Source organism: Paraburkholderia sp. GAS38 (genome assembly GCF_050434965.1).
GTDB lineage: Bacteria > Pseudomonadota > Gammaproteobacteria > Burkholderiales > Burkholderiaceae > Paraburkholderia > Paraburkholderia phenazinium_A.
Genome location: NZ_JBNDJO010000020.1, coordinates 1 through 20,577, shown reverse-complemented (window position 1 = coordinate 20,577; position 20,577 = coordinate 1). Strand labels below are relative to the sequence as shown.

General features: G+C 61.1%; 17 protein-coding genes. 7 read left to right on the top strand and 10 right to left on the bottom strand.

Translation table 11 applies throughout. The features are described 5' to 3' along the window. Nucleotides 1–75 precede the first annotated feature (75 nt). Complete coding sequence (locus P3T42_RS33615) at nt 76–2,391, bottom strand: DNA translocase FtsK (protein ID WP_074300484.1); 2,316 nt, start codon at nt 2,389–2,391, stop codon at nt 76–78. Nucleotides 2,392–2,717: 326 nt separating this feature from the next. Between P3T42_RS33615 and trxB the strand changes: the two genes are divergently transcribed. The 3 genes from trxB (at nt 2,718) to P3T42_RS33600 (ending at nt 5,369) form a co-directional block, all read left to right on the top strand. Continuing rightward, a complete protein-coding gene (gene trxB, locus P3T42_RS33610) occupies nt 2,718–3,719 on the top strand; it encodes a thioredoxin-disulfide reductase (protein ID WP_074300485.1) in 1,002 nt (333 codons plus the stop codon). A 257-nt stretch (nt 3,720–3,976) separates the two neighbouring features. Beyond that, complete coding sequence (locus tag P3T42_RS33605; protein WP_074301735.1) at nt 3,977–4,735, top strand: Smr/MutS family protein; 759 nt, start codon at nt 3,977–3,979, stop codon at nt 4,733–4,735. A 13-nt stretch (nt 4,736–4,748) separates the two neighbouring features. Further along, a complete protein-coding gene (locus P3T42_RS33600; RefSeq protein ID WP_074300486.1) occupies nt 4,749–5,369 on the top strand; it encodes a trimeric intracellular cation channel family protein in 621 nt (206 codons plus the stop codon). Nucleotides 5,370–5,395: 26 nt separating this feature from the next. On the opposite strand, the gene P3T42_RS33595 is transcribed toward P3T42_RS33600, so the two are convergent. From P3T42_RS33595 to P3T42_RS33575, 5 genes are read right to left on the bottom strand one after another with little or no spacing between them, the layout of a single operon-like run. Next, nucleotides 5,396–6,157 (bottom strand): IclR family transcriptional regulator, encoded by a 762-nt coding sequence (locus P3T42_RS33595; protein ID WP_074300487.1) that lies wholly within the window; start codon nt 6,155–6,157, stop codon nt 5,396–5,398. Between the two features lie 44 nt (nt 6,158–6,201). Further along, nucleotides 6,202–6,963: an amino acid ABC transporter ATP-binding protein gene (locus P3T42_RS33590; protein ID WP_074300488.1), complete on the bottom strand. Its 762-nt coding sequence runs from the start codon at nt 6,961–6,963 to the stop codon at nt 6,202–6,204. Beyond that, the gene (locus tag P3T42_RS33585; RefSeq protein ID WP_074300489.1) at nt 6,960–7,610 is read right to left on the bottom strand and encodes an amino acid ABC transporter permease; all 651 of its coding nucleotides are present in this window, start codon (nt 7,608–7,610) and stop codon (nt 6,960–6,962) included. Before P3T42_RS33585 ends, P3T42_RS33590 begins: the two co-directional genes overlap by 4 nt. A gap of 21 nt (nt 7,611–7,631) precedes the next feature. Further along, nucleotides 7,632–8,348 carry an amino acid ABC transporter permease gene (locus P3T42_RS33580; protein ID WP_429308431.1) on the bottom strand — a complete coding sequence of 239 codons (717 nt, stop codon included), beginning with the start codon at nt 8,346–8,348 and terminating at the stop codon, nt 7,632–7,634. 40 nt (nt 8,349–8,388) lie between these two features. Then, nucleotides 8,389–9,222, bottom strand: a complete 834-nt coding sequence (locus tag P3T42_RS33575; RefSeq protein WP_074300491.1) for a transporter substrate-binding domain-containing protein — start codon at nt 9,220–9,222, stop codon at nt 8,389–8,391. 398 nt (nt 9,223–9,620) lie between these two features. On the opposite strand from P3T42_RS33575, the gene zwf (P3T42_RS33570) reads away from it, so the two are divergent. Further along, on the top strand, nt 9,621–11,084 hold the full coding sequence (gene zwf, locus P3T42_RS33570) for a glucose-6-phosphate dehydrogenase (RefSeq protein ID WP_429308430.1): 1,464 nt from the start codon (nt 9,621–9,623) through the stop codon (nt 11,082–11,084). Nucleotides 11,085–11,197: 113 nt separating this feature from the next. Here the strand turns inward: zwf (P3T42_RS33570) and P3T42_RS33565 are convergent, their stop codons facing one another. The 4 genes from P3T42_RS33565 to P3T42_RS33550 all read right to left on the bottom strand — a co-directional run bounded on the left by P3T42_RS33565 (nt 11,198) and on the right by P3T42_RS33550 (nt 15,618). Then, nucleotides 11,198–12,316 carry an ABC transporter ATP-binding protein gene (locus P3T42_RS33565; protein WP_074300493.1) on the bottom strand — a complete coding sequence of 373 codons (1,119 nt, stop codon included), beginning with the start codon at nt 12,314–12,316 and terminating at the stop codon, nt 11,198–11,200. 116 nt (nt 12,317–12,432) lie between these two features. Further along, on the bottom strand, nt 12,433–13,290 hold the full coding sequence (locus tag P3T42_RS33560) for a carbohydrate ABC transporter permease (protein ID WP_143788472.1): 858 nt from the start codon (nt 13,288–13,290) through the stop codon (nt 12,433–12,435). Then, nucleotides 13,280–14,221 carry a carbohydrate ABC transporter permease gene (locus P3T42_RS33555; protein WP_074300495.1) on the bottom strand — a complete coding sequence of 314 codons (942 nt, stop codon included), beginning with the start codon at nt 14,219–14,221 and terminating at the stop codon, nt 13,280–13,282. The genes P3T42_RS33560 and P3T42_RS33555 overlap by 11 nt, the downstream gene beginning before the upstream one ends. A gap of 149 nt (nt 14,222–14,370) precedes the next feature. Then, nucleotides 14,371–15,618 (bottom strand): ABC transporter substrate-binding protein, encoded by a 1,248-nt coding sequence (locus P3T42_RS33550; RefSeq protein ID WP_074300496.1) that lies wholly within the window; start codon nt 15,616–15,618, stop codon nt 14,371–14,373. Nucleotides 15,619–16,123: 505 nt separating this feature from the next. Here P3T42_RS33550 and zwf (P3T42_RS33545) point away from each other — a divergent pair. The 3 genes from zwf (P3T42_RS33545) to P3T42_RS33535 all read left to right on the top strand — a co-directional run bounded on the left by zwf (P3T42_RS33545) (nt 16,124) and on the right by P3T42_RS33535 (nt 20,371). Continuing rightward, nucleotides 16,124–17,584, top strand: a complete 1,461-nt coding sequence (gene zwf, locus P3T42_RS33545; protein ID WP_074300497.1) for a glucose-6-phosphate dehydrogenase — start codon at nt 16,124–16,126, stop codon at nt 17,582–17,584. Between the two features lie 188 nt (nt 17,585–17,772). Next, nucleotides 17,773–18,477: a 6-phosphogluconolactonase gene (gene pgl / locus P3T42_RS33540; RefSeq protein WP_429308429.1), complete on the top strand. Its 705-nt coding sequence runs from the start codon at nt 17,773–17,775 to the stop codon at nt 18,475–18,477. Next, nucleotides 18,455–20,371, top strand: a complete 1,917-nt coding sequence (locus P3T42_RS33535) for a bifunctional transcriptional regulator/glucokinase (protein ID WP_074300498.1) — start codon at nt 18,455–18,457, stop codon at nt 20,369–20,371. Before pgl ends, P3T42_RS33535 begins: the two co-directional genes overlap by 23 nt. The last annotated feature ends 206 nt before the right edge of the window (nt 20,372–20,577 follow it).

Below are 20,577 nucleotides of genomic sequence, written 5' to 3'. Positions count from 1 at the left end.
GAATCGGACCAGGGACGGAGGCGGTTGAACCCAGGATGAGCGTCACCGCCTGTCGAGGCAAGGGGTGTGCCGCGCCTAATCGGTTTCGCGCGCGGGCGTGAGAATCTCGCGATTGCCGTTCGACGACATCGCCGATACGAGCCCGGATTGCTCCATTTGCTCGAGCAGGCGCGCGGCGCGGTTGTAGCCGATCCGCAAATGCCGCTGCACCAGCGAAATCGACGCGCGGCGATTCTTGATGACGACCTCCACCGCCTGATCGTATAGAGGGTCCGACTCGCCGCCGGCCGCTCCAGTTCCCTCGGCGCCGGCGGAACCTTCGTCGCCGTCGCCGGTGACGCCGCCCTCAAGGATGCCCTCGATATAGTTCGGCTCGCCCTGCTCCCTGAGTTTTTCGACGACGCGGTGCACTTCCTCATCGGACACGAAGGCGCCGTGCACCCGCACCGGCAAGCCGCTGCCGGGCGGCAGATAGAGCATGTCGCCCATGCCGAGCAGCGATTCCGCGCCCTGCTGGTCGAGAATCGTGCGCGAGTCGATCTTCGACGACACCTGGAAGGCCATCCGCGTCGGCACGTTGGCCTTGATCAGGCCGGTGATGACGTCGACGGAAGGCCGCTGCGTTGCCAGAATCAGGTGGATGCCGGCCGCACGGGCTTTCTGCGCGATCCGCGCAATCAGCTCTTCGACCTTCTTGCCGACCACCATCATCAGGTCGGCCAGTTCGTCGATCACCACCACGATGTTCGGCAGGCGCGACAGCGGTTCCGGATCGTCCGGCGTCAGGCTGAACGGATTCGGCAGCTTTTCTTCGCGCTTGGTGGCTTCGTCGATCTTGTTGTTGTAGCCGGCGAGGTTACGCACGCCGAGCTTGCTCATCAGCTTGTAGCGGCGCTCCATTTCGGCGACCGCCCAGTTCAGCGCGTGACCGGCCTGGCGCATGTCCGTGACCACCGGGCAAAGCAGATGCGGAATGCCTTCGTAGACGCTCATTTCGAGCATCTTCGGGTCGATCAGGATCATCCGGACCTGCTCGGCGCTCGCCTTGTAGAGCAGCGACAGGATCATCGCGTTGATCCCCACCGACTTGCCCGAGCCGGTGGTACCGGCCACCAGCAGGTGCGGCATCTTGGCGAGGTCGGCACACACCGGCTTGCCGCCGATGTCCTTGCCCAGACCCATGGTGAGCGGCGAAGCGGCGTCGGCATAGACGGCCGAGCCGAGAATCTCGGAGAGGCTCACCGTCTGACGACGCTGGTTCGGCAACTCCAGCGCCATGAAATTCTTGCCGGGGATGGTTTCAACCACGCGAATCGATACCAGCGACAGCGAACGCGCCAGATCCTTCGCCAGCCCGACAATCTGGCTGCCCTTCACACCCGTGGCGGGCTCGATTTCGTAACGCGTGACGACCGGGCCCGGATAGGCGGCAACCACGCTCACTTCGACGCCGAAATCCTTCAGCTTCTTCTCGATCAGGCGCGAGGTGAATTCGAGCGTATCGGGAGAAATGGTTTCCTGCGCGGCGGGCGCGGCATCGAGCAGCGAAATGGGCGGCAGTGTGGAATCGCCCGGCAGGTCGGTAAACAGCGGCACCTGGCGCTCTTTCTCGACGCGCTCGGATTTAGCCGGCGTGACCACAGGCGGCACGATCATGACCGGCTCGTGCTCTTCGATGCGCACGCGGCCCTGCTCCACCTTGCCTTCGCGCTTGACGGCGGCGGCCTCGCCCAGTTTGCGGTCGCGACCGGCTTCACGGCGCAGACGGGCAAAGGTGACGGCGGAAATGATCGATTCGCCGACCCGTTCGGCCACGGAAAGCCAGGAAAAGCGGAAATACAGCGACAAACCGATGGCGAGCGCCACCAGCAATGCCAAAGTGCCGCCCGTGAAGCCGAGCGCGTGCGACACGCCGCGCGCCACGGCCTCGCCAATCACGCCGCCCGGCGCGCGCGGCAGTTGAACCTTGAGCGACCACATGCGCAGCGCCTCGATGCCGTCGCTGGCGAGCAACACCAGCACGAAGGCGAAAATCTCGGCGAGCCAGGTCACATCACGCGGCTTGTCTTCGGGCAGCGCCTCGTGACGGGTGATGCGACGGTAATTGGCCGAGATGCTGCGGCCGAGCAGCACCACCCACCAGTAAGCGGACAGGCCGAACAGGAGCAGCAGGATGTCGGACGTCCACGCGCCGACGCGGCCGGCCCAGTTGGCGATGCGGTCGACCTGGGCGGCGTGCGTCCAGCTCGGGTCGTGCCGGCTGTAGCTGACGAGCGCCATCAGCAGGAAAACGCCGAGCGCAACCTGCAGGATCCAGCGGATTTCGGTGAAGAGGCGCGACATACGGTGCGGCAATGCCTGCGCGCTCGCGGAATAAGGAGCTTTTGCCATTGATCCTGTTGCGGGTGCGGCCAAAATGCGCGCCCCCAGGCCGTGCTGGGTGCCCGGTCGTGGCCGCCGGGTCGTTTGATCCGGGCTATTGTAAACGCAGTGTCGTGCGCAAGGCTGTAAATGACGGTAACTGGGGCCAGCCGGCGTGGTTTTCGGGCCAAACGGCGGCGTCAGGCTATCGGGACGATCAAGAAGCATCATGAAGCGGGCCGGCTTGGCGACCTTTATAATGCCGGTCTGATACCCATCTACAGTTTCAACTAACGTTCAACTGTAGCCGCGCGGGCTCGCATGGGCGAGCCGGGCGCTTTTTACGGATTTCGATCATGCCCGCAACCACCACGAAACACGCCAAAGTCCTGATTCTCGGTTCCGGCCCCGCAGGCTATACCGCTGCCGTCTACGCGGCGCGCGCCAACCTGAATCCGGTGCTCGTCACGGGTCTGGCCCAGGGCGGCCAGCTGATGACCACGACGGACGTCGAAAACTGGCCGGCCGACGCGAACGGCGTGCAAGGCCCGGAACTGATGGCGCGTTTCCTCGAGCACGCCGAGCGCTTCAACACCGAGATCATCTTCGACCACATCCATACGGCGAAGCTCGACGAAAAGCCGATCCGTCTGATTGGCGACTCGGGCGAATACACCTGCGACTCGCTGATCATCGCGACCGGCGCGTCGGCGCAGTACCTCGGCCTGCCGTCGGAAGAGGCGTTCATGGGCAAGGGCGTGTCCGCCTGCGCGACCTGCGACGGTTTCTTCTACAAGCAGCAGCACGTAGCGGTGATCGGCGGCGGCAACACCGCAGTCGAGGAAGCCCTCTACCTCGCCGGCATCGCGAAGAAAGTGACGGTGATCCACCGCCGCGACAAGTTCCGCGCCGAGCCGATCCTGATCGACCGCCTGCTGGCCAAGCAGAAGGAAGGCCTCGTGGACATCAAGTGGAACCATGTGCTGGACGAAGTGACCGGCGATCAATCGGGCGTGACGGGCTTGCGCATCAAGGATACGAAGAGCGGCGAAAAGACGGATATCGCGCTGCAGGGCCTGTTTGTCGCGATCGGACACAAGCCGAATACGGATATCTTCGAAGGCCAGCTGGAGATGAAGAACGGCTACATCATCACCAACGGCGGCCTGTCGGGCAACGCAACGGGTACCAGCGTGCCGGGCGTGTTTGCCGCGGGCGACGTGCAGGATCACGTGTATCGTCAGGCGATTACCAGCGCCGGCACGGGCTGTATGGCCGCACTGGATGCGCAGCGCTACCTCGAAACCATCGACGAGATGGCCGGCGAGCACGCGATGAGCGCGGAAGCCGAGCGTTAATCGGGGCATCGGGCAAGCCGGGCAAGCGGGCCTGCTTCATGACGCGGAGAAGGTAAAATAGCGCCCGGGCTTCGGCCTGAGCGCTTACCGTACACCGCACGCATCACACCCTATGAAGGGCCGCGGCTGGCAAGCTGGCGGCCCTTTTTGCATCGCGTTGTGTCTTGTTGCAGCTGCAGGTCCGTTTTGACCTGCGGATGCATGGCGAGGCCCGCGGCAGTTTCACACGACGCTCTACTTTCCACCGTGTCACCGTCATGGCAAAGAATCGGCCTCATCCTGGCGAACCCAAACGTCCCCGCGCGGCGGCTGTGCAGCCGACGCCGGTGCCGGTTGCGCCGTCTAAACCGCAGATCGAGCCGGCAGCCGGGCTCGCCGGTCTGGGTGCTCTGCGTGCCGCGCTAAAAGGCGATGCCGAGCGACGTGAGCGCGACCGCGCCGCGGCGGCTGTGGCACAGCGTGAAGCGTCGGCGGATGCCGATCTGTTCCGGCGGGAGATTGGCGCGGTTGCGCCCCTGGTGGTGCCGCCCAGGGTGCCGCCGGCGCGCACGCCGCCCTCGCCTGTGCCCACGCAAACCAAGCTCGATGAAGAGGCTGTCCTGCATGAGGCGATTTCGGATGAGTTCGATCCGGAGGTGTTGCTTGAGACCGATGAGACGCTTTCGTATTGCCGGCCTGGAGTGAGTCAGGAGGTGGTGCGCAAGCTGCGGCGCGGCGCGTGGATTGTGCAGGCCCAGTTGGATCTGCATGGGATGCGGCGTGAAGAGGCGCGTGAGGCGCTGGCGGAATTCATTCGCGAGTCGGTCAAGCGCGGGCTGCGTTGCCTGCGCGTGATTCATGGCAAGGGGCTTGGGTCGGTCGGCAAGGAGCCTGTGCTGAAGGGCAAGGTTCGGGCCTGGCTCGTGCAGAAGGAAGAGGTCATTGCGTTCTGCCAGGCAAGAGCGCATGACGGCGGCGCCGGCGCTGTGCTCGTGCTGTTGCAGCCGGGGGCGCAGGTCGCTCATCCCAAACCGTGACGGGGCTCCGTTAATGCATCCGAGGCTTACCCTCGCGCTCACCATCATGGAGGCGCTGGCGATCTTCGCCTACGCGATCTCCGGTTTTATTGAAGCGCGCACGCGGCAGCTCGATGCGGTCGGGACGTTTCTGGTGGCGATGGCGACGGCCTTCGGTGGTGGGACCGTGCGCGATGTGCTGCTGGAGCGCAGGCCGTTTTATTGGGTCGAGCATCAACCGTATGTAATCGCGATCTTTGTGATGTCGCTGTTCGCGCCGATGCTGTTGAAGATGACGTCGAAGCTGTTGTCCGAGCGGGTGTTGTTGGTGGCGGATGCGGTTGGGCTGGGGCTCTTTAGCATCTCGGGTACTTCGATGGCGCTCGACGCGCAGATGCCGTGGTTTACGTCGGTGATGATCGGGGTTCTGGCTGGGGTGTTCGGCGGCGTGATTCGCGATGTGCTTTGCAATGAAGTGCCGCTGATTTTGAAGGATTCGCGACCGTATGCGACCTGCGCGTTTGTTGGATGCTGGTTGTATCTACTGCTGGATTACTTCAATTTCGATAGCGTATATAGCGTGCTGATCGCCACTGCGTTCATCCTGCTGGCGCGACTTGCGACGTTCAAATTCAATGTCCGTTTGCCGCATTGAGCGGCGAGAGCCGTCTCGCGCGGCGTCTACAAACGGACATACGGCTGCGATAACGCTTTCGACGACCTGATGAGGTCTTCCAGCATCGTGGCGCGCTTTTCCGGATTCGTGTCGCGGCTCGTCATAAAGCAAAGCGCAGCGACGGGAAGACCAGTTCGATCGCGTATCGGCGCTGCCATGCAGTATCGAAAGGTGTGCGAAAGACCTTCGGTGCAACAGTAACCCTGTTCAGCGGCGCGTTCGACGTCGCGCAGAAAATCCTCAAATTCAACGCGCCTTCCGTTATCGAGGACAAAGTCTTCGTCCGGGATCAACGCGCGAATCTCGTCCGCGCGAAGATGTGCGAGCAACAGGCGGCCCGTCGCGGTCCACGGAATCGGCACCTTCACGCCAATGTCGGAACTGATGTTGAACGGCCGCGAACTGTTCTCGGACAAAACCACGGTGTACTTGTTGCCCTCCAGCATGCACAACTGCGCGGTCTCGTCGTGGTTTCTGACCAGCGCGAGGATGGCCTGGTGGGCGCGACTGATCAGATCGTTATGCACCGCGTAGTCGGCGCCGTAGTAATGCATTTCACGGCCGAAAAAGACACTACCGTCGACCGTTGTCTCCAGCCATCCTGCTTCCGTGAGAATGGTGACCAGTTCGTAGATGCTGGAGCGCGGCGCGCCGGTCGCTTCAATCAGTTCGCGCATCGTCATCGGACGACGCGCGATATGCAGTTGCCTGAAAATGCCGACGACGCGGTCAACGCCTCGCGCTCTTGATGACTCTGGTGCTGACATGCCTTCAACTCCGTCGGCGATAGGGTTCGCAGTTTAGCGCAAGGTCAATGGTCGAGCACGCGGTGCAGGAACTGCCGGGTACGTTCGTTCTGCGGGTTCACGAAGATATCCTCGGGCGCGCCCTGCTCCGCGATCACGCCTTTATCCATGAACACGACGCGATCGGCAGTCTTGCGCGCAAAACCCATTTCGTGGGTGACGACAACCATCGTCATGCCGTCGCGCGCCAATCCGCGCATGACCTCGGTCACTTCGCCGACCAGTTCCGGGTCGAGCGCGGAGGTGGCCTCGTCGAAGAACATGATGCCCGGCTCGACCGCCAATGCTCTGGCAATCGCCACGCGCTGCTGCTGGCCGCCTGAGAGCTGGCTAGGATAGTGATCGGCACGGTCGGCGAGACCCACGCGATCGAGCGCGTCCATCGCACGCTTGCGCGCGTCCGCCGGACTCATCTTGCGTGCCTTGATCAGCGCGAGCGTCACGTTGCCAAGTGCGGTCTTGTGCGGAAACAGGTTGAATTGCTGAAACACCATGCCCACGTGACCGCGAATCTCTTTGGCGCGGCGAGCGTCGTGCAGCGGCACCTCGTTGACCCAGACCTCACCTGTGTCGGCCGTTTCCAGACCGCTCATGATGCGCAGCACCGTGCTCTTTCCAGAACCGGATGCGCCGATCAGCACGAGCACTTCGCCCGGTCGCACATCGAGATTGATTTCCTTCAGAACCTGCGTAGCGCCGAAGGACTTGCTGACGCCGGCGAGGTTGATGATGGGCCTGGAAGTGGCGATAGAGGTAGTAGCGGTCATGACAACAGGCTCCTTCTACGATCATGGTGGCGCACCCACTGCGAAAGTGGAAAGCACACAACGAAATACAGCACGGCAACGAGGCCATATATCTCAACCGGTTTGCCGACCCGGTCGACGATAGCCTGACCCGCGTGCATCAATTCCGACATGCCGATCATGCTGACGATCGACGTATCCTTGATAAGCGACAAGTACTGGCCGACGAGAGGCGGTATGACGATCTTCCCGGTCTGTGGCAACGCCACCGAAAAGAAAGCCTGCGTCTTGCTGAGCCCGAGGATCTGCGACACCTCCCACTGTCCTTTAGGCACGGCTTCGATGCCCGAGCGGAATATCTCGGCAATGTAGGCGCCTTGATAGACGCTCAAACCCACCACACCGGCTGCAAAGACATCGATTGCATAGCCGAAGTACGACACGCCGAAATAGATGAACATCAGCGTGATCAGCACAGGTGTGCCGCGGAACAGTTCGGTATAGAGCCTGGCGATACGCGGCGTGCCCCATGGTCCGAATGACCTTAGGACGGCTGCCAGCAGCCCGATCAGCGTTCCACCGACGATCGACGCCGCGGACAGAAGCAGTGTCGCCACCAGACCCTGAATCAGGATCGCGAGGCTGGTCGTGAGCAATTCGCTTGACATGTTCGATCTCCGGTTGGGCGCTCAGGTGCGATCGGTCTGTCGCGCGAAGAAAAACGCGCGGCGCGGACGTTTCTTCAGTACGAGCGGTGGATGAAAGACACGGGCGCTCACCTGGCCCGCCGCCCACGACAGGACATTGCTGAGTACCAGATAGGCAATCAACGTGATCGTGAAGGTCTGGATGTAGAGCAGCGTACGTGCGTTGATCACCGTCGCCGTCCCGCTCAGTTCCGGTAGCGCGATCGCCGACAAAAGCGATGTGCCGAGCAGCAACTGGATCAGGTTGTTGACGATCGCCGGATAAACGGCACGCGCGGCCTGCGGCAGCACCACTTCGACGAAGATCTGCGAGCGCCCCAGGCCGAGGATCGACGCCGCCTCCAGTTGACCGCGCGGCACGGACTGGATGCCCGCACGGAACACCTCGGCCAGGTACGCACCGACATTCACCCCTAACGCAATGACACCAGCGGCATAGGCATTCAACGTGATGCCGAGCGATGGCAAGCCAAAGAACACGATGAAGATCTGCAGCAATACCGGCGTATTACGGATCGCTTCGATATAGGCACTCGCGATCGCGCGCAGCAGTCGGGCGCGCGATGCGCTGGCCAGCGCCGTCAGCAAACCGAGCAGCAGCGCAAGGATGAAGGCCAGCACCGTGATCTGAAGCGTCAGCCACGCCGCGCGAACGAAATCGTTCCAATACCCCGCAAGGGTCAGCCATTCATAGCTCATGGTTCCTCCGTCTTTCAACCGACGTTGAGCGCGCGCAGATTCAGTACTGCGGATTAAGCGGGAAGCGCGGATCTGTGCCGAACCACTTCTTGTAGAGCTGTGCGTTCAGCTTGGAAGCGTTGGTATTGAACAGGAACAGGTTCAGGTAATCGAGCCAGACCTGGTCCCCCTGCTTGACGCCGAACGCGTTGTATTCGAGCGGAACGAGCGCTTCGTTGGTCACAGTCAGGTCCGGATCGAGCGTTGCCTGATACGCGAGAAAGTTGTTGTCCTCGATCATCGCGTCGGCCTGGCCTTGTTTGACCGCAAGGATCGCAGCCTCCGAACTGTCGAATTCCTGAATCTTGACCTGCATGTTCAGCGAGCGCACTTCGTCACCGTTCGTCGAGCCCTTGACGGTTGCAATCGTGCGATTCGACATGTCGTTGATGGACTTGATGCCGCTGCTCTTTTTCACCAGCAGCGCTTCGCTCGCCACCACGTACGGGTTCGTAAAGGAGATTTCCTTCGCCCGCTCGAGGTTGCGGGTGAAGTTGCAGAACACCACGTCCACCTTGCTGGTTTGCAGGTTCGGAATGCGGTTAGCGCTCGTCGTATTCACGACTTCGAGCTTGACGCCCATTTGCCTGGCCAGTTCTTTCGCGAGGTCGACGTCGTAACCGTCGGGCTGGCCATCCTTGTTGTAGAAGCCGAACGGCGCGAAAGTCAAACAATCGCCCACGCGCAAGGTACCGCGCTGCAGGACCTGTTTGAGTGTCGAATCGGCGACGCCGCCCTGATCTGGCGTAGCGATCTTCGTGCAACCGGCAAACACCAATAGACCGGCCACAGCGAACAAACACGCGAATCTTGCGCTTTCCCTGATGATTCTCATTTTTCGATCCCGATCTGGAGTGAGAAGTCCACATGTGGACGGAAACGGCGATCAACCTGGCCTTCTCGGCATGCTCAGGGTGACGAGCTCGAGTTGATCGAACGTCAATATTCGTTTGTCTGGTATATCGGACTTCAATCCGACACAGCAGATGAAGAGCAGTGTTTCATGGGAAAAAAATCGTTGCAATGGGGTATACGCCAGCGTCGTTGGGCGTGACTCGGGGACACAACGCTACTTTCAGTGTGAAAGCCTTCGTGCGTTTGCCGAATCAGCCTGGACTCGAGCGGGCTCTTCAAGCTTTCGCCGCGTAGAATTGCTGGCTGAAACCCAGGCCGGGTTTCGCTCTTGCGGATCACCTTTTCGTTTGACGTTGCTAACCTAGAAGGATTTGCACGATGGCGAAGATCTCCCCAGGCGTGGGTCCGCGGTTTCCGCAAGTCGTCGTGCTCTTCGGCGCCACCGGCGATCTGGCGCGACGCAAGTTATTGCCCGGCTTATTCCATCTCTCGAATGCGGGCTTCATTCCAGGTTGCCGGATCATTGCGGTCGCGCTCGATGACATCGAAGCGGATCAGTTTCGCCGGACGGCCCGTGAAGCACTCGATGAGTTTTCTTCTCGCCCGATCGTCGAGACGGAATGGAACACCTTTGCGGCCCACCTCGACTATCTGTCGCTGGCTGCAGGTGCAGAGGCGCTTAAGGTTGCGGTTGAACGTGCCGAGCAGACCTTCGAAGGCGGGTGCCGGCGACTGCACTATCTGAGCGTACCGCCGAACGCGGCCTTATCCGCAGTCGGCATGCTCAAGGAAGCGGGCCTCGTCGAGCGCTCGCGGATCATCATGGAAAAACCCTTCGGCACCGATCTGGCAAGCTCGGTGTCATTGAATGCCAGGCTGCACGAAGTATTCGAGGAAGAGCAGATTTTCCGCATCGACCACTTCCTTGGCAAAGAGCCGGCGCAAAACATTCTGGCGTTCCGCTTTGCGAATGGGCTTTTCGAACCTATCTGGAATCGCAACTTTATCGATCACGTTCAGATCGACGTCCCCGAGACGCTAGGGCTCGGTAAGCGCGCGGGATTCTACGAGCAGACCGGGGCGTTTCGCGACATGGTGGTCACTCACCTGTTCCAGATTCTCGCGTTTATGGCGATGGAGCCTCCCACATCACTGGAGCCAGCGCCGATCAGCGAGGAGAAGAACAAGGTCTTTCGCAGCATGTTGCCAATTCAACCTTCTGATGTCGTGCGAGGGCAGTACACGGGTTATCGAGCTGAGGATGGGGTCAATCCGGAGTCGGAGACTGAGACCTTTATTGCGTTGAAGTGCTCCATCGATAACTGGCGTTGGGCTGGTGTGCCGTTCTATCTCCGGACCGGGAAGCGGCTGGCCGAAGGACAACGGATTATTTCTATTGCGTTTCGCGAGCCGCCCAAGAGTATGTTTCCGGCGGGGTCGGGCGTGGGCGCGCAGGGCCCGGATCATTTGACTTTTGATCTGGCGGATGCTTCGAAGATGTCGCTTTCGTTTTATGGCAAGCGGCCTGGGCCTGGGATGCGGCTGGATAAGCTCAGCTTGCAGTTCGCCATGCATGACACTGGCATGATCGGGGATGTGCTTGAGGCCTACGAGAGGTTGATTCTTGATGCGATGCGGGGCGATCGCACGTTGTTCACAACCGCGGAAGGGATTGAGCGGTTGTGGCAAGTTTCGACCGCGTTGATTGAATCGCCTCCGCCGGTTCGGTTTTATTCACCGGGATCGTGGGGGCCCAATGCGATTCATCAGCTTGTCGCGCCGCGGGCGTGGCGGTTGCCGTTTGAGCGGGCCTGGCGGGATCCGAATAAGTTGGGGAGTTGAGGGGTTGTGCGGAGGCCGAGGTTCGTGAGCACGGCAAAATGGCAAAAAGCCCCACACGTCTCCCAACGCATGGGGCCTTTCCTTATCTTCGCTCCAACTTACAGCGCTAAACCTTAAGCAATCCGCTCTTCATTAGCCGGATCAAACAACACCGCCTTCGACACATCAAACAACAGCGTCATATTCGAAAGCGGCTGCGGATTCGAAGCCGGGTGCACACGGCTCACCACACGCTTGCCATTAACCTGCGCAAACACCAACGTATCCGGCCCGGTAGGCTCGATCACATCAACCTTAACCTCGACCGGCTGCAACTGCGCGTCTTCAACGTTATGCGCACTACGAGCATCGGTAATCCGCTCGGGCCGCAGACCCAGGATCACTTCCTTGCCCACATGCGCCTTAACCTTGGCCGAGGTGAACGGCAAATTCAGCACGCTGCGCTTGATCCCGGTATCAATCTCAACCCCAACCCCCGAACCCTGCTCCACCAGCTTGCCCTGAATGAAGTTCATCGGCGGCGCGCCGATGAAGCCGGCCACGAACAGGTTTGAAGGCGAATCATAAATATCCTGCGGCGCGCCGAACTGCTGCACAACCCCATCCTTCATCACCGCGATCCGGTCACCCAGCGTCATAGCCTCGATCTGATCATGCGTCACATAAACGATCGTCGTGCCAAGGCGTTGATGCAGCAACTTGATCTCCGAGCGCATCTCAATCCGCAGCTTCGCGTCCAGATTCGACAAAGGCTCGTCGAACAGGAACATCACCGGATCGCGCGCCAGCGCCCGCCCCATTGCCACACGCTGCCGCTGACCACCGGAGAGTTGCCCCGGCTTGCGATCCAGCAAATGCTGAATCTGCAGCATGCTCGATACACGGTCGACAATCTGCGCCTGCTCCGGCTTCGGCACCTTGCGAATACCCAGGCCGAACGAAATATTCTCGCGCACCGTCATGGACGGATACAGCGCATACGACTGGAACACCATCGCGATATCGCGATCCTTCGGCGACAGGTTGTTCACCGTCTTGCCGTCGATCTGGATGTCGCCCTTCGTCACGGTCTCGAGACCGGCGATCATGTTGAGCAGCGTCGACTTACCGCAGCCCGAGCCGCCCACCAGAATCAGGAACTGGCCGTCTTCGATGTCGATGTTGACACCCTTCAGGACCGGCACCCCGTTCGGGTAGGTCTTGTACACGTCACGGATGGAAAGGCTTGCCATGCTGTGAATCCTCTTGTCTCTGGTACAGCTTCAGGTGCGTCGCACTCAGGCGGCGCAGGCCGGATGCCGGTTCGCACCGCAGCGGCCACGGGGCGCGCTGCGGCAATCGTTTAGGGTTAGCCCTTCACTGCGCCTGCCGTCAGGCCACGCACGAAGTATCGGCCGGCGATGATGTAGACGAGCAACGTAGGCAGCGCCGCGATAATCGCGCCTGCCATGTCGACGTTGTATTCCTTCACACCGGTCGACGTATTCACGAGGTTGTTCAGCGCCACCGTAATCGGCATCGAATCGACACCCGAGAACACGATACCGAACAGGAAGTCATTCCAGATCTGCGTGAATTGCCAGATCAGGCAGACCATGAAGATCGGCAACGACACCGGCAGCAGAATCTTCGAGAAAATCAGGAAGAAGCCTGCCCCGTCGATACGTGCCGCCTTCACCAGCTCCGCCGGAATGCTGACGTAGAAGTTGCGGAAGAACATCGTCGTGAACGCAATGCCGTACACCACGTGCACCAGCACCAGTCCGCTCACCGTGTTCGACAGGCCCATGAAGCCTTCAAAACGCGCCATCGGCAACAGGATGGCCTGGAACGGAATGAAGCAGCCCACCAGCAGCATCGTGAACAGAATGTCGGCGCCACGGAAGCGCCAGTGCGTCAGCACGTAACCGTTGAACGCGCCGATGATCGACGAGATGAGCACGGCCGGAATCACCATGCGCACCGAGTTCATGAAGAACGGCTCCATACCGTCGCAACGCACGCCCGTACACGCCTGGCTCCATGCCTTGATCCACGGCGCGAAGGTGGGGTGCGACGGCGGCGTCAGCAGGTTGCCGGTGCGCAGTTGATCGATGTCCTTGAACGACGTCGACAGCATCACGTACAACGGAAACAGGAAGTACAACGCAAACAGAATCAAGGCCGCATAAATGACGGCACGGCTGATCGTCATCTTAGGCTGCATTACGCGTGCTCCTCGATTCCATATACATCAGCGGCACGAGCACGGCCACGACGGTTGCGAGCATCATCATCGACGACGCTGCGCCGACGCCCAGTTGCCCGCGGTTAAACGAAAACGTGTACATGAACATCGCCGGCAGCGACGACGAGGTACCCGGGCCACCCGCCGTCAATGCAACGACGAGGTCAAAGGTCTTGATCGTGATGTGGCAGAGAATCAGCAGCACCGAGAAAAACACCGGACGCATGCTCGGAATCACGATCTTGCGGTAGATGGTGGGCAGCGTTGCGCCATCCACTTGTGCCGCCTTGAAAATTTCCGCATCCACACCGCGCAGGCCGGCGAGGAACAGCGCCATCACGAAGCCGGTGGACTGCCAGACGGCCGCGATCACGATACAGAAAATCGCGCGGTCCGGATTGTCGAGCCAGTCGAACTGGAAACTCGTCCAACCCCAGTCGTGCAGCACCTTTTGCATGCCGAGATTCGGGTTGAGAATCCATTGCCATGCCGTGCCGGTCACGATGAACGACAGCGCCATCGGATACAGGAACACCGCACGCAAAGCGCCTTCGTTGCGGATGCGCTGATCGAGCAGGATGGCGAGGAACAGGCCCAGCGCCACGCAGATTGCAATGAACGGAATGCCGAACCAGCCGAGGTTGGCGGCCGAGGTCCACCAGACGTCGTTATCGAACAGCTCGCGATAACGGTCGAGGCCGACGAAATCGTAGCGCGGCATCAGCCGCGAATTCGACAGCGACAGAAAACCCGTGATAAAGATGAAGCCGTAAACAAAAACAATGCTGATCACGATGCTGGGAGAAAGCACCAGCTTCGGAATCCAGCGGTCGGCGAGCGCCGCTATCGGCGACGTGCGGCGGGTCACGGTGGCCGTGGTTTTCCCGTTTCCGCTAAGAGAAGCAGTCACTACTCGACTCCTGAAACTGTGCCGCCGGTTTCGGCGCGCTGAGCGCGCGACACTGGACTGGCAAAGGCTGTGACTCTGGGTACATCTTCATGCCTGAAGCGAACGCCCGGTTACGCGTGGAGTCGCAACCGGGCGCCCTGCTACCGTGCTTACTTCGTCTTCGCAGCCTTCGCGAGCGCTTCAACTGCGCTCTTCGAATCCTGGTCCGAGTTCATGAACTTCGTCACGACGTCGGTAATCGCACCCGCCGTTGCATCCGGCTGAGCCATACCATGCGCGAGCGACGGAACATAACCGCCGGCCTTGATGGCCGTCTGTTCATCCGCGTACGACTGCTTGCCGCATGCGTCGAACTTGTCCATGTTCACGCCCAGACGAACCGGAATCGAACCCTTGTACAGGCTGAACTGCTCCTGGAAATCCGGGCTCATGATCGTCTTCGCCAGCGCCAGCTGACCTGCCGTTGCATCCTTCGCGCCCTTCTGCTGGAAGAACACGAACGAGTCGACGTTGAACGTGTAACCCTTCGAGGTGCCCGGGACCGGTGCGCAGATATAGTCCGTACCCGGCTGCTTGTTCGCGTTCGCGAACTCGCCCTTCGCCCAGTCGCCCATGAACTGCATGCCGGCCTTGCCGTTGATGACCATGGCGGTAGCCAGGTTCCAGTCACGGCCCGTACGGCCCGTGTCCATGTACGACTCGATCTTGCGGACCGTGTCGAACACACCGACCATCTGCTGCGACGTCAGGGTCTTCTGGTCGAGGTCGACGATCGCCTTCTTGTAGAAGTCAGCGCCTTGCGACAGCACGACGTCTTCCCACAGCGTCAGGTCTTGCCACGGTTGACCGCCGGCAGCGACCGGCTGGATGCCGGCAGCCTTCAGCTTGTCAGCGAGGGCGAAGAATTCCGGCCACGTGGTAGGCGGCTTCGCGCCAACCTTGTCGAGCGCTGCCTTGTTGATCCAGATCCAGTTGACGCGGTGCACCGAGAACGGCGCGGCGACGTAGTGACCGTCTGCGTGCATGATCTTGTCGATCTGCGGCGGCAGGTTCTTCTTCCAGTCACCCGCGACGGAGTCGATCGGCACCAGCACGCCCTGCTCCGCCCACTCCTGGATCAACGGACCCTTGATCTGCGCAGCGCTCGGCGCATTGCCCGAGATCACCTGCGTCTTCAGTGCCGTCATGGCCGCCGCACCTGCGCCGCCCGCAACCGCGAAGTCCTTCCAGGTGTAGCCCTGCTTCGTCATGTCATCTTTCAGCACGCCGACGGCTTTCGACTCGCCGCCTGACGTCCACCAGTGCAGCACTTCGATCGACTCGGCAGCTTGCACTGCGGATACGCCACACATCAGACCTGCGGCGCACAAAGCGCCCATGATCGCGCGGAATTTCATTGCTTATCTCCTCCAGACACCTGAACAAAAAACGAATGGCCCCTGATTCTCCAGGGTGCTGTGGTTGGTTCAAACAGGCAAAACACTGGGCGATCGAGCCTCGGGCAGACGCATGCGCATGCATGTGCCGGCGAGCCGACGTTCGGCCGCAGGAAGCTCAGAAGATGAGTGGTTCGGGATGCAACTTGACTGTCTCCTCTTTTGATTTTTGCCTGCCCGCGTCGCGCGCGGCAGACTCGAGGTTCCTCACAGGTTAACCCTGATATTGCAGCGCGGTTTGCCGCCCCAAAGCAGCCAACACGTGCAAAAACGCAATGTCCGTTAACATGCAGGGGACGCGGGCCGATTCGGGAAAACGCGCATCTTGCCTAAGCACGCACGCTTTTTTCATCGATTTATCGCTACCTCTTGATTTGGATTGTAGTTAAACTACAATTCAGTGTCAAAAAAAATTTTATCGGACTACGGTCGCCTGGAGCGGCCCCCTGGACATCGACGGAGACACATGTTTACCGATTCAAGTTTCACCTTCGTTCTCTTCGGCGGAACCGGCGACCTGTCGATGCGCAAGATTCTGCCGGCACTGTATGAAGCACACCGTGCAGGGATGCTGGCAGAAGGCGGCAAGATCGTTGGCGTGGCGCGTCATGCCGAGGACCGGGCTGGGTATATCGAGTGGGTCAACGCGCACGTCAAGCCGTACGTCTCGAAGAACGGTCTCGACGAGACGGCATGGGCGAGCTTCCTTGAACGCATCCAGTACGTGAAGCTCGACCTGGGCAAACCCGAAGACTTCGCGCTGCTTCGCGACGCGGTCAGCGAGTTGCCCGGCATCCGCGTGTTCTATCTCGCCACCGGCCCGTCGCTGTTCGTCCCGATCTGCCATGCGCTGGCCGCAGTGGGCCTGAATACGAATTCGCGCATCGTGCTGGAAAAGCCGCTCGGCTACGACCTGAAGTCGTCCAACGCGATCAACGACGCCGTGGGCGAAATCTTCGCTGAAGAGCAGATCTACCGGATCGACCACTACCTCGGTAAAGAGCCGGTGCAGAACCTGCTCGCGCTGCGCTTCGGCAATGCGCTGTTCGAACCGCTGTGGCGCCGCGAATGGGTCGAAAGTATTCAGATCACGATTGCGGAAGAGCTCGGCGTGGAAGCGCGCGGCGACTTCTACGACAATACCGGCGCGCTGCGCGACATGGTGCAGAACCACTTGCTGCAGTTGCTTTCGATCGTGGCAATGGAGCCGCCGCATTCGATGGATTCGGATTCGGTGCGCGACGAAAAGCTGCGTGTGCTGCGCGCGTTAAAGCCCATCGATCCGCGCGACATCGGCAAGGTCGCGGTACGCGGCCAGTATCATGCCGGCGGGATCCGCGGCACCTCGGTGCCGGCTTACGCCACGGAACCGGGTGTCAAGGCGAACACCAACACCGAGACCTTCGTGGCTCTGAAGGTGGAAATCGAAAACTGGCGCTGGGCCGGCGTGCCGTTCTTCCTGCGCACGGGCAAGCGTCTGGCGGACCGCGTCGCTGAGATCGTCGTGAACTTCCGTGCGGTGCCGCATTCGGCGCTCGGGCCAACCGCCTTGCGCCCCGGCGCAAACCGGCTGGTGATCCGGCTGCAGCCGAACGAAACGATTCGCCTGTACTGCCTCGCCAAGCAGCCTGGCGAGGGCATGAACCTGGCGAGCGTCCACCTCGACCTCGCGTTCGACCAGTTCTTCCGCGAAGGACAGATGGAGGCTTACCAGCGTCTGCTGCTCGACGTGATCAACGGCCGGCTCGCGCTGTTTGTGCGGCGTGACGAGCAGGAAGCGGCATGGCGCTGGGTCGAACCGATCCTGAACGAATGGGCGGCCGCCAACAAGCCGCCCAAGCCCTATGCAGCGGGCACGTGGGGGCCGGCGGCGTCGAGCGCGATGTTGGCGCAGCACGGCACCTGCTGGCTCGAAGAAGAAAACTGACAGGCGGCAACGCAGCGTGGCTCAACGAGTGCTGCGTCTGGCGCATGCAAGACCGCAGAAATTGACTGAACGGGGTGGCGCCGTAACGGCGGCGGCAATGGCAGCAACGGGCAGTGCCCTGCAAGCGGCCGTTGCCCTGCGTTAAGGCATATTCCGCAGACCCAACAAAAAAGCAGTACGGAGGAGAAGTGATCGAGCTTCACGCTTTCGACGACCAGCGCGCCCAATCGGACGCGCTGGCGAAAGCGGTGGGCGACGCTTTACAAGCGTCCCTCGCCGCTCAGGCAACCGCGACTGCTACCGGCGCGGCCCATACCACGCTTGCAGTGTCCGGCGGCAGCAGTCCGCGTCCGTTCCTGCAGACGTTGTCCACGCAACCGTTCGACTGGTCGCGCATTGCCGTGACGCTGGTCGACGACCGCTGGGTCCCCGAAACGGACAGCGCCAGCAATTCGCGTTTTGCGCATGAGGCACTGTTGCAGAATGCAGCGCAAGGCGCGGCGTTCTGGCCGCTGGTGGACACCACTCAATCGCTCGAGGCGCACGTTGCTGCGCTGAACGCCGACTCGCGCCGCACGCTGCCGGATGTCGCCGTACTGGGCATGGGCGAGGACGGCCATACGGCGTCCATCTTCGCGGATGCGCCGGAGTGGGACTTCGCCATCACGACGTCCGAACGTTTTGTCGCGGTGCATCCGGGCAGTGCGCCGCATGCACGCGTGAGCTGGTCCATGTCCGCGTTAAAGCAGATGGGCCGCCTGTTTCTGTTGATTGCAGGACCGCGCAAGCTGGACGTGCTGAATGCCGCCGCCGCTGCGCCACAAAAAAATGCCATCTCGCAGTTGGCAAACGACAAGGGAGTGAGACTCGATGTCTACTGGTGTGAAAAGTAACGCTGTCCCGGCTGCGGGTCAGCACGCCGACGGACCGCGGCTGTTGGCCGACATCGGCGGCACCAATGCGCGTTTTGCACTGGAGACAGGGCCGGGCGAGATTGGCCAGGTGCAGGTGTATCCGTGCGCCGACTACCCAGGCGTGGCCGAAGTCATCAAGAAGTACCTGAAGGATACGAAGATTGGCCGTGTGAACCACGCGGCGATTGCGATTGCGAACCCGGTCGACGGCGACCAGGTCAGCATGACCAACCACGACTGGACCTTCTCGATCGAAGCCACGCGCCGCGCGCTGGGCTTCGACACGCTGCTGGTCGTCAACGACTTTACCGCGCTGGCCATGGCGTTGCCGGGCCTGACGGATTCGCAACGCGTGCAGGTGGGCGGCGGTGCACGGCGGCCGAACAGCGTGATCGGCCTGCTGGGGCCGGGCACGGGCCTGGGCGTCTCCGGCCTGATTCCCGCCGACGACCGCTGGATTGCGCTGGGCAGCGAAGGTGGCCACGCCACTTTCGCACCGGCCGACGAGCGCGAGGATCTGGTGCTGCAGTACGCCCGCAAGAAGTGGTCGCACGTGTCGTTCGAACGTGTGTCGGCGGGTCCCGGCATCGAGGTGATTTACCGGGCGCTGGCGGCGCGCGACAAGAAGCGCGTCCCGTCGAACTTCGACACGTCCGACGTGGTCAAGCGCGCGCTCGAGGGCGAGCCGCTGGCGGCGGAATCGGTGGATGTGTTCTGCGGCATCCTCGGCACCTTCGCCGGCAATATTGCGGTGACGCTGGGGTCGCTGGGCGGCATCTACATTGGCGGCGGTGTGGTGCCGCGGCTGGGCGAGTTCTTCGAGCGTTCGTCGTTCCGCGAGCGCTTCGAGGCGAAGGGCCGTTTCGAGGCGTATCTGAAGAACGTGCCGACCTATGTGATCACGGCGGAGTATCCGGCGTTCCTGGGGGTCTCGGCGATTCTGGCGGAGCAGTTGTCGAATCGTACGGGCGGGAGTTCGTCGGCGGTGTTCGAACGGATTCGCCAGATGCGCGATGCGTTGACGCCGGCGGAGCGGCGCGTGGCGGATCTGGCGTTGAATCATCCGCGTTCGATCATTAACGATCCGATTGTGGACATTGCGCGCAAGGCTGACGTGAGCCAGCCGACGGTGATTCGTTTCTGCCGCTCGCTGGGATGCCAGGGCCTGTCCGATTTCAAGCTGAAGCTGGCGACGGGTTTGACCGGGACGATTCCGGTGAGTCATAGCCAGGTGCATCTGGGCGACACGGCGACGGACTTTGGCGCGAAGGTGCTGGACAACACGATCTCGGCGATTCTGCAGTTGCGCGAGCATTTGAACTTCGAGCACGTCGAGCGGGCGATCGATCTGTTGAACGGCGCGCGGCGCATCGAGTTCTATGGGCTGGGGAATTCGAACATCGTCGCGCAGGATGCGCACTACAAGTTCTTCCGCTTTGGCATTCCTACGATTGCTTATGGCGATCTGTACATGCAGGCGGCGTCGGCGGCGCTGCTGGGCAAGGGGGATGTGATTGTTGCGGTGTCGAAGTCAGGGCGTGCGCCGGAGTTGCTGCGCGTGCTGGATGTGGCGATGCAGGCTGGGGCGCAGGTGATTGCTATTACGTCTAGCAATACGCCGTTGGCTAAGCGGGCTACTGTGGCGCTTGAGACTGATCACATTGAGATTCGCGAGTCGCAGCTTTCCATGATTTCGCGGATTTTGCATCTGGTCATGATTGATATTCTTGCTGTTGGGGTCGCTATTCGGCGCGCTGTGCCTAGTGAGGATGTGGCTGAGACTGTCGCTAAGGCTCGTAGTGGGGCGGATGATGATGCCACCGCTGTGCTTGACTGGTTAAGTCATGGGGCTGCTTCTTCTGCTCGGGATTAGTGTGTGCTTTTTTTGCCTGCGGCGGTCTGGTTTTGTCGTTGTTCTTGGGGTGTTGGCCTTTCCTTGATTTCTTAGTGGTCTATTAGCTTCGCCCCTGTGCGGGGCGGCACCTACTTTCTTTGCCGCCGTGTACAGACTGGAGACATAGCTGACAGGTGTACGGGGACATGGTTGACACTTTCGGGCAATCGAACGCCCGGACCCAT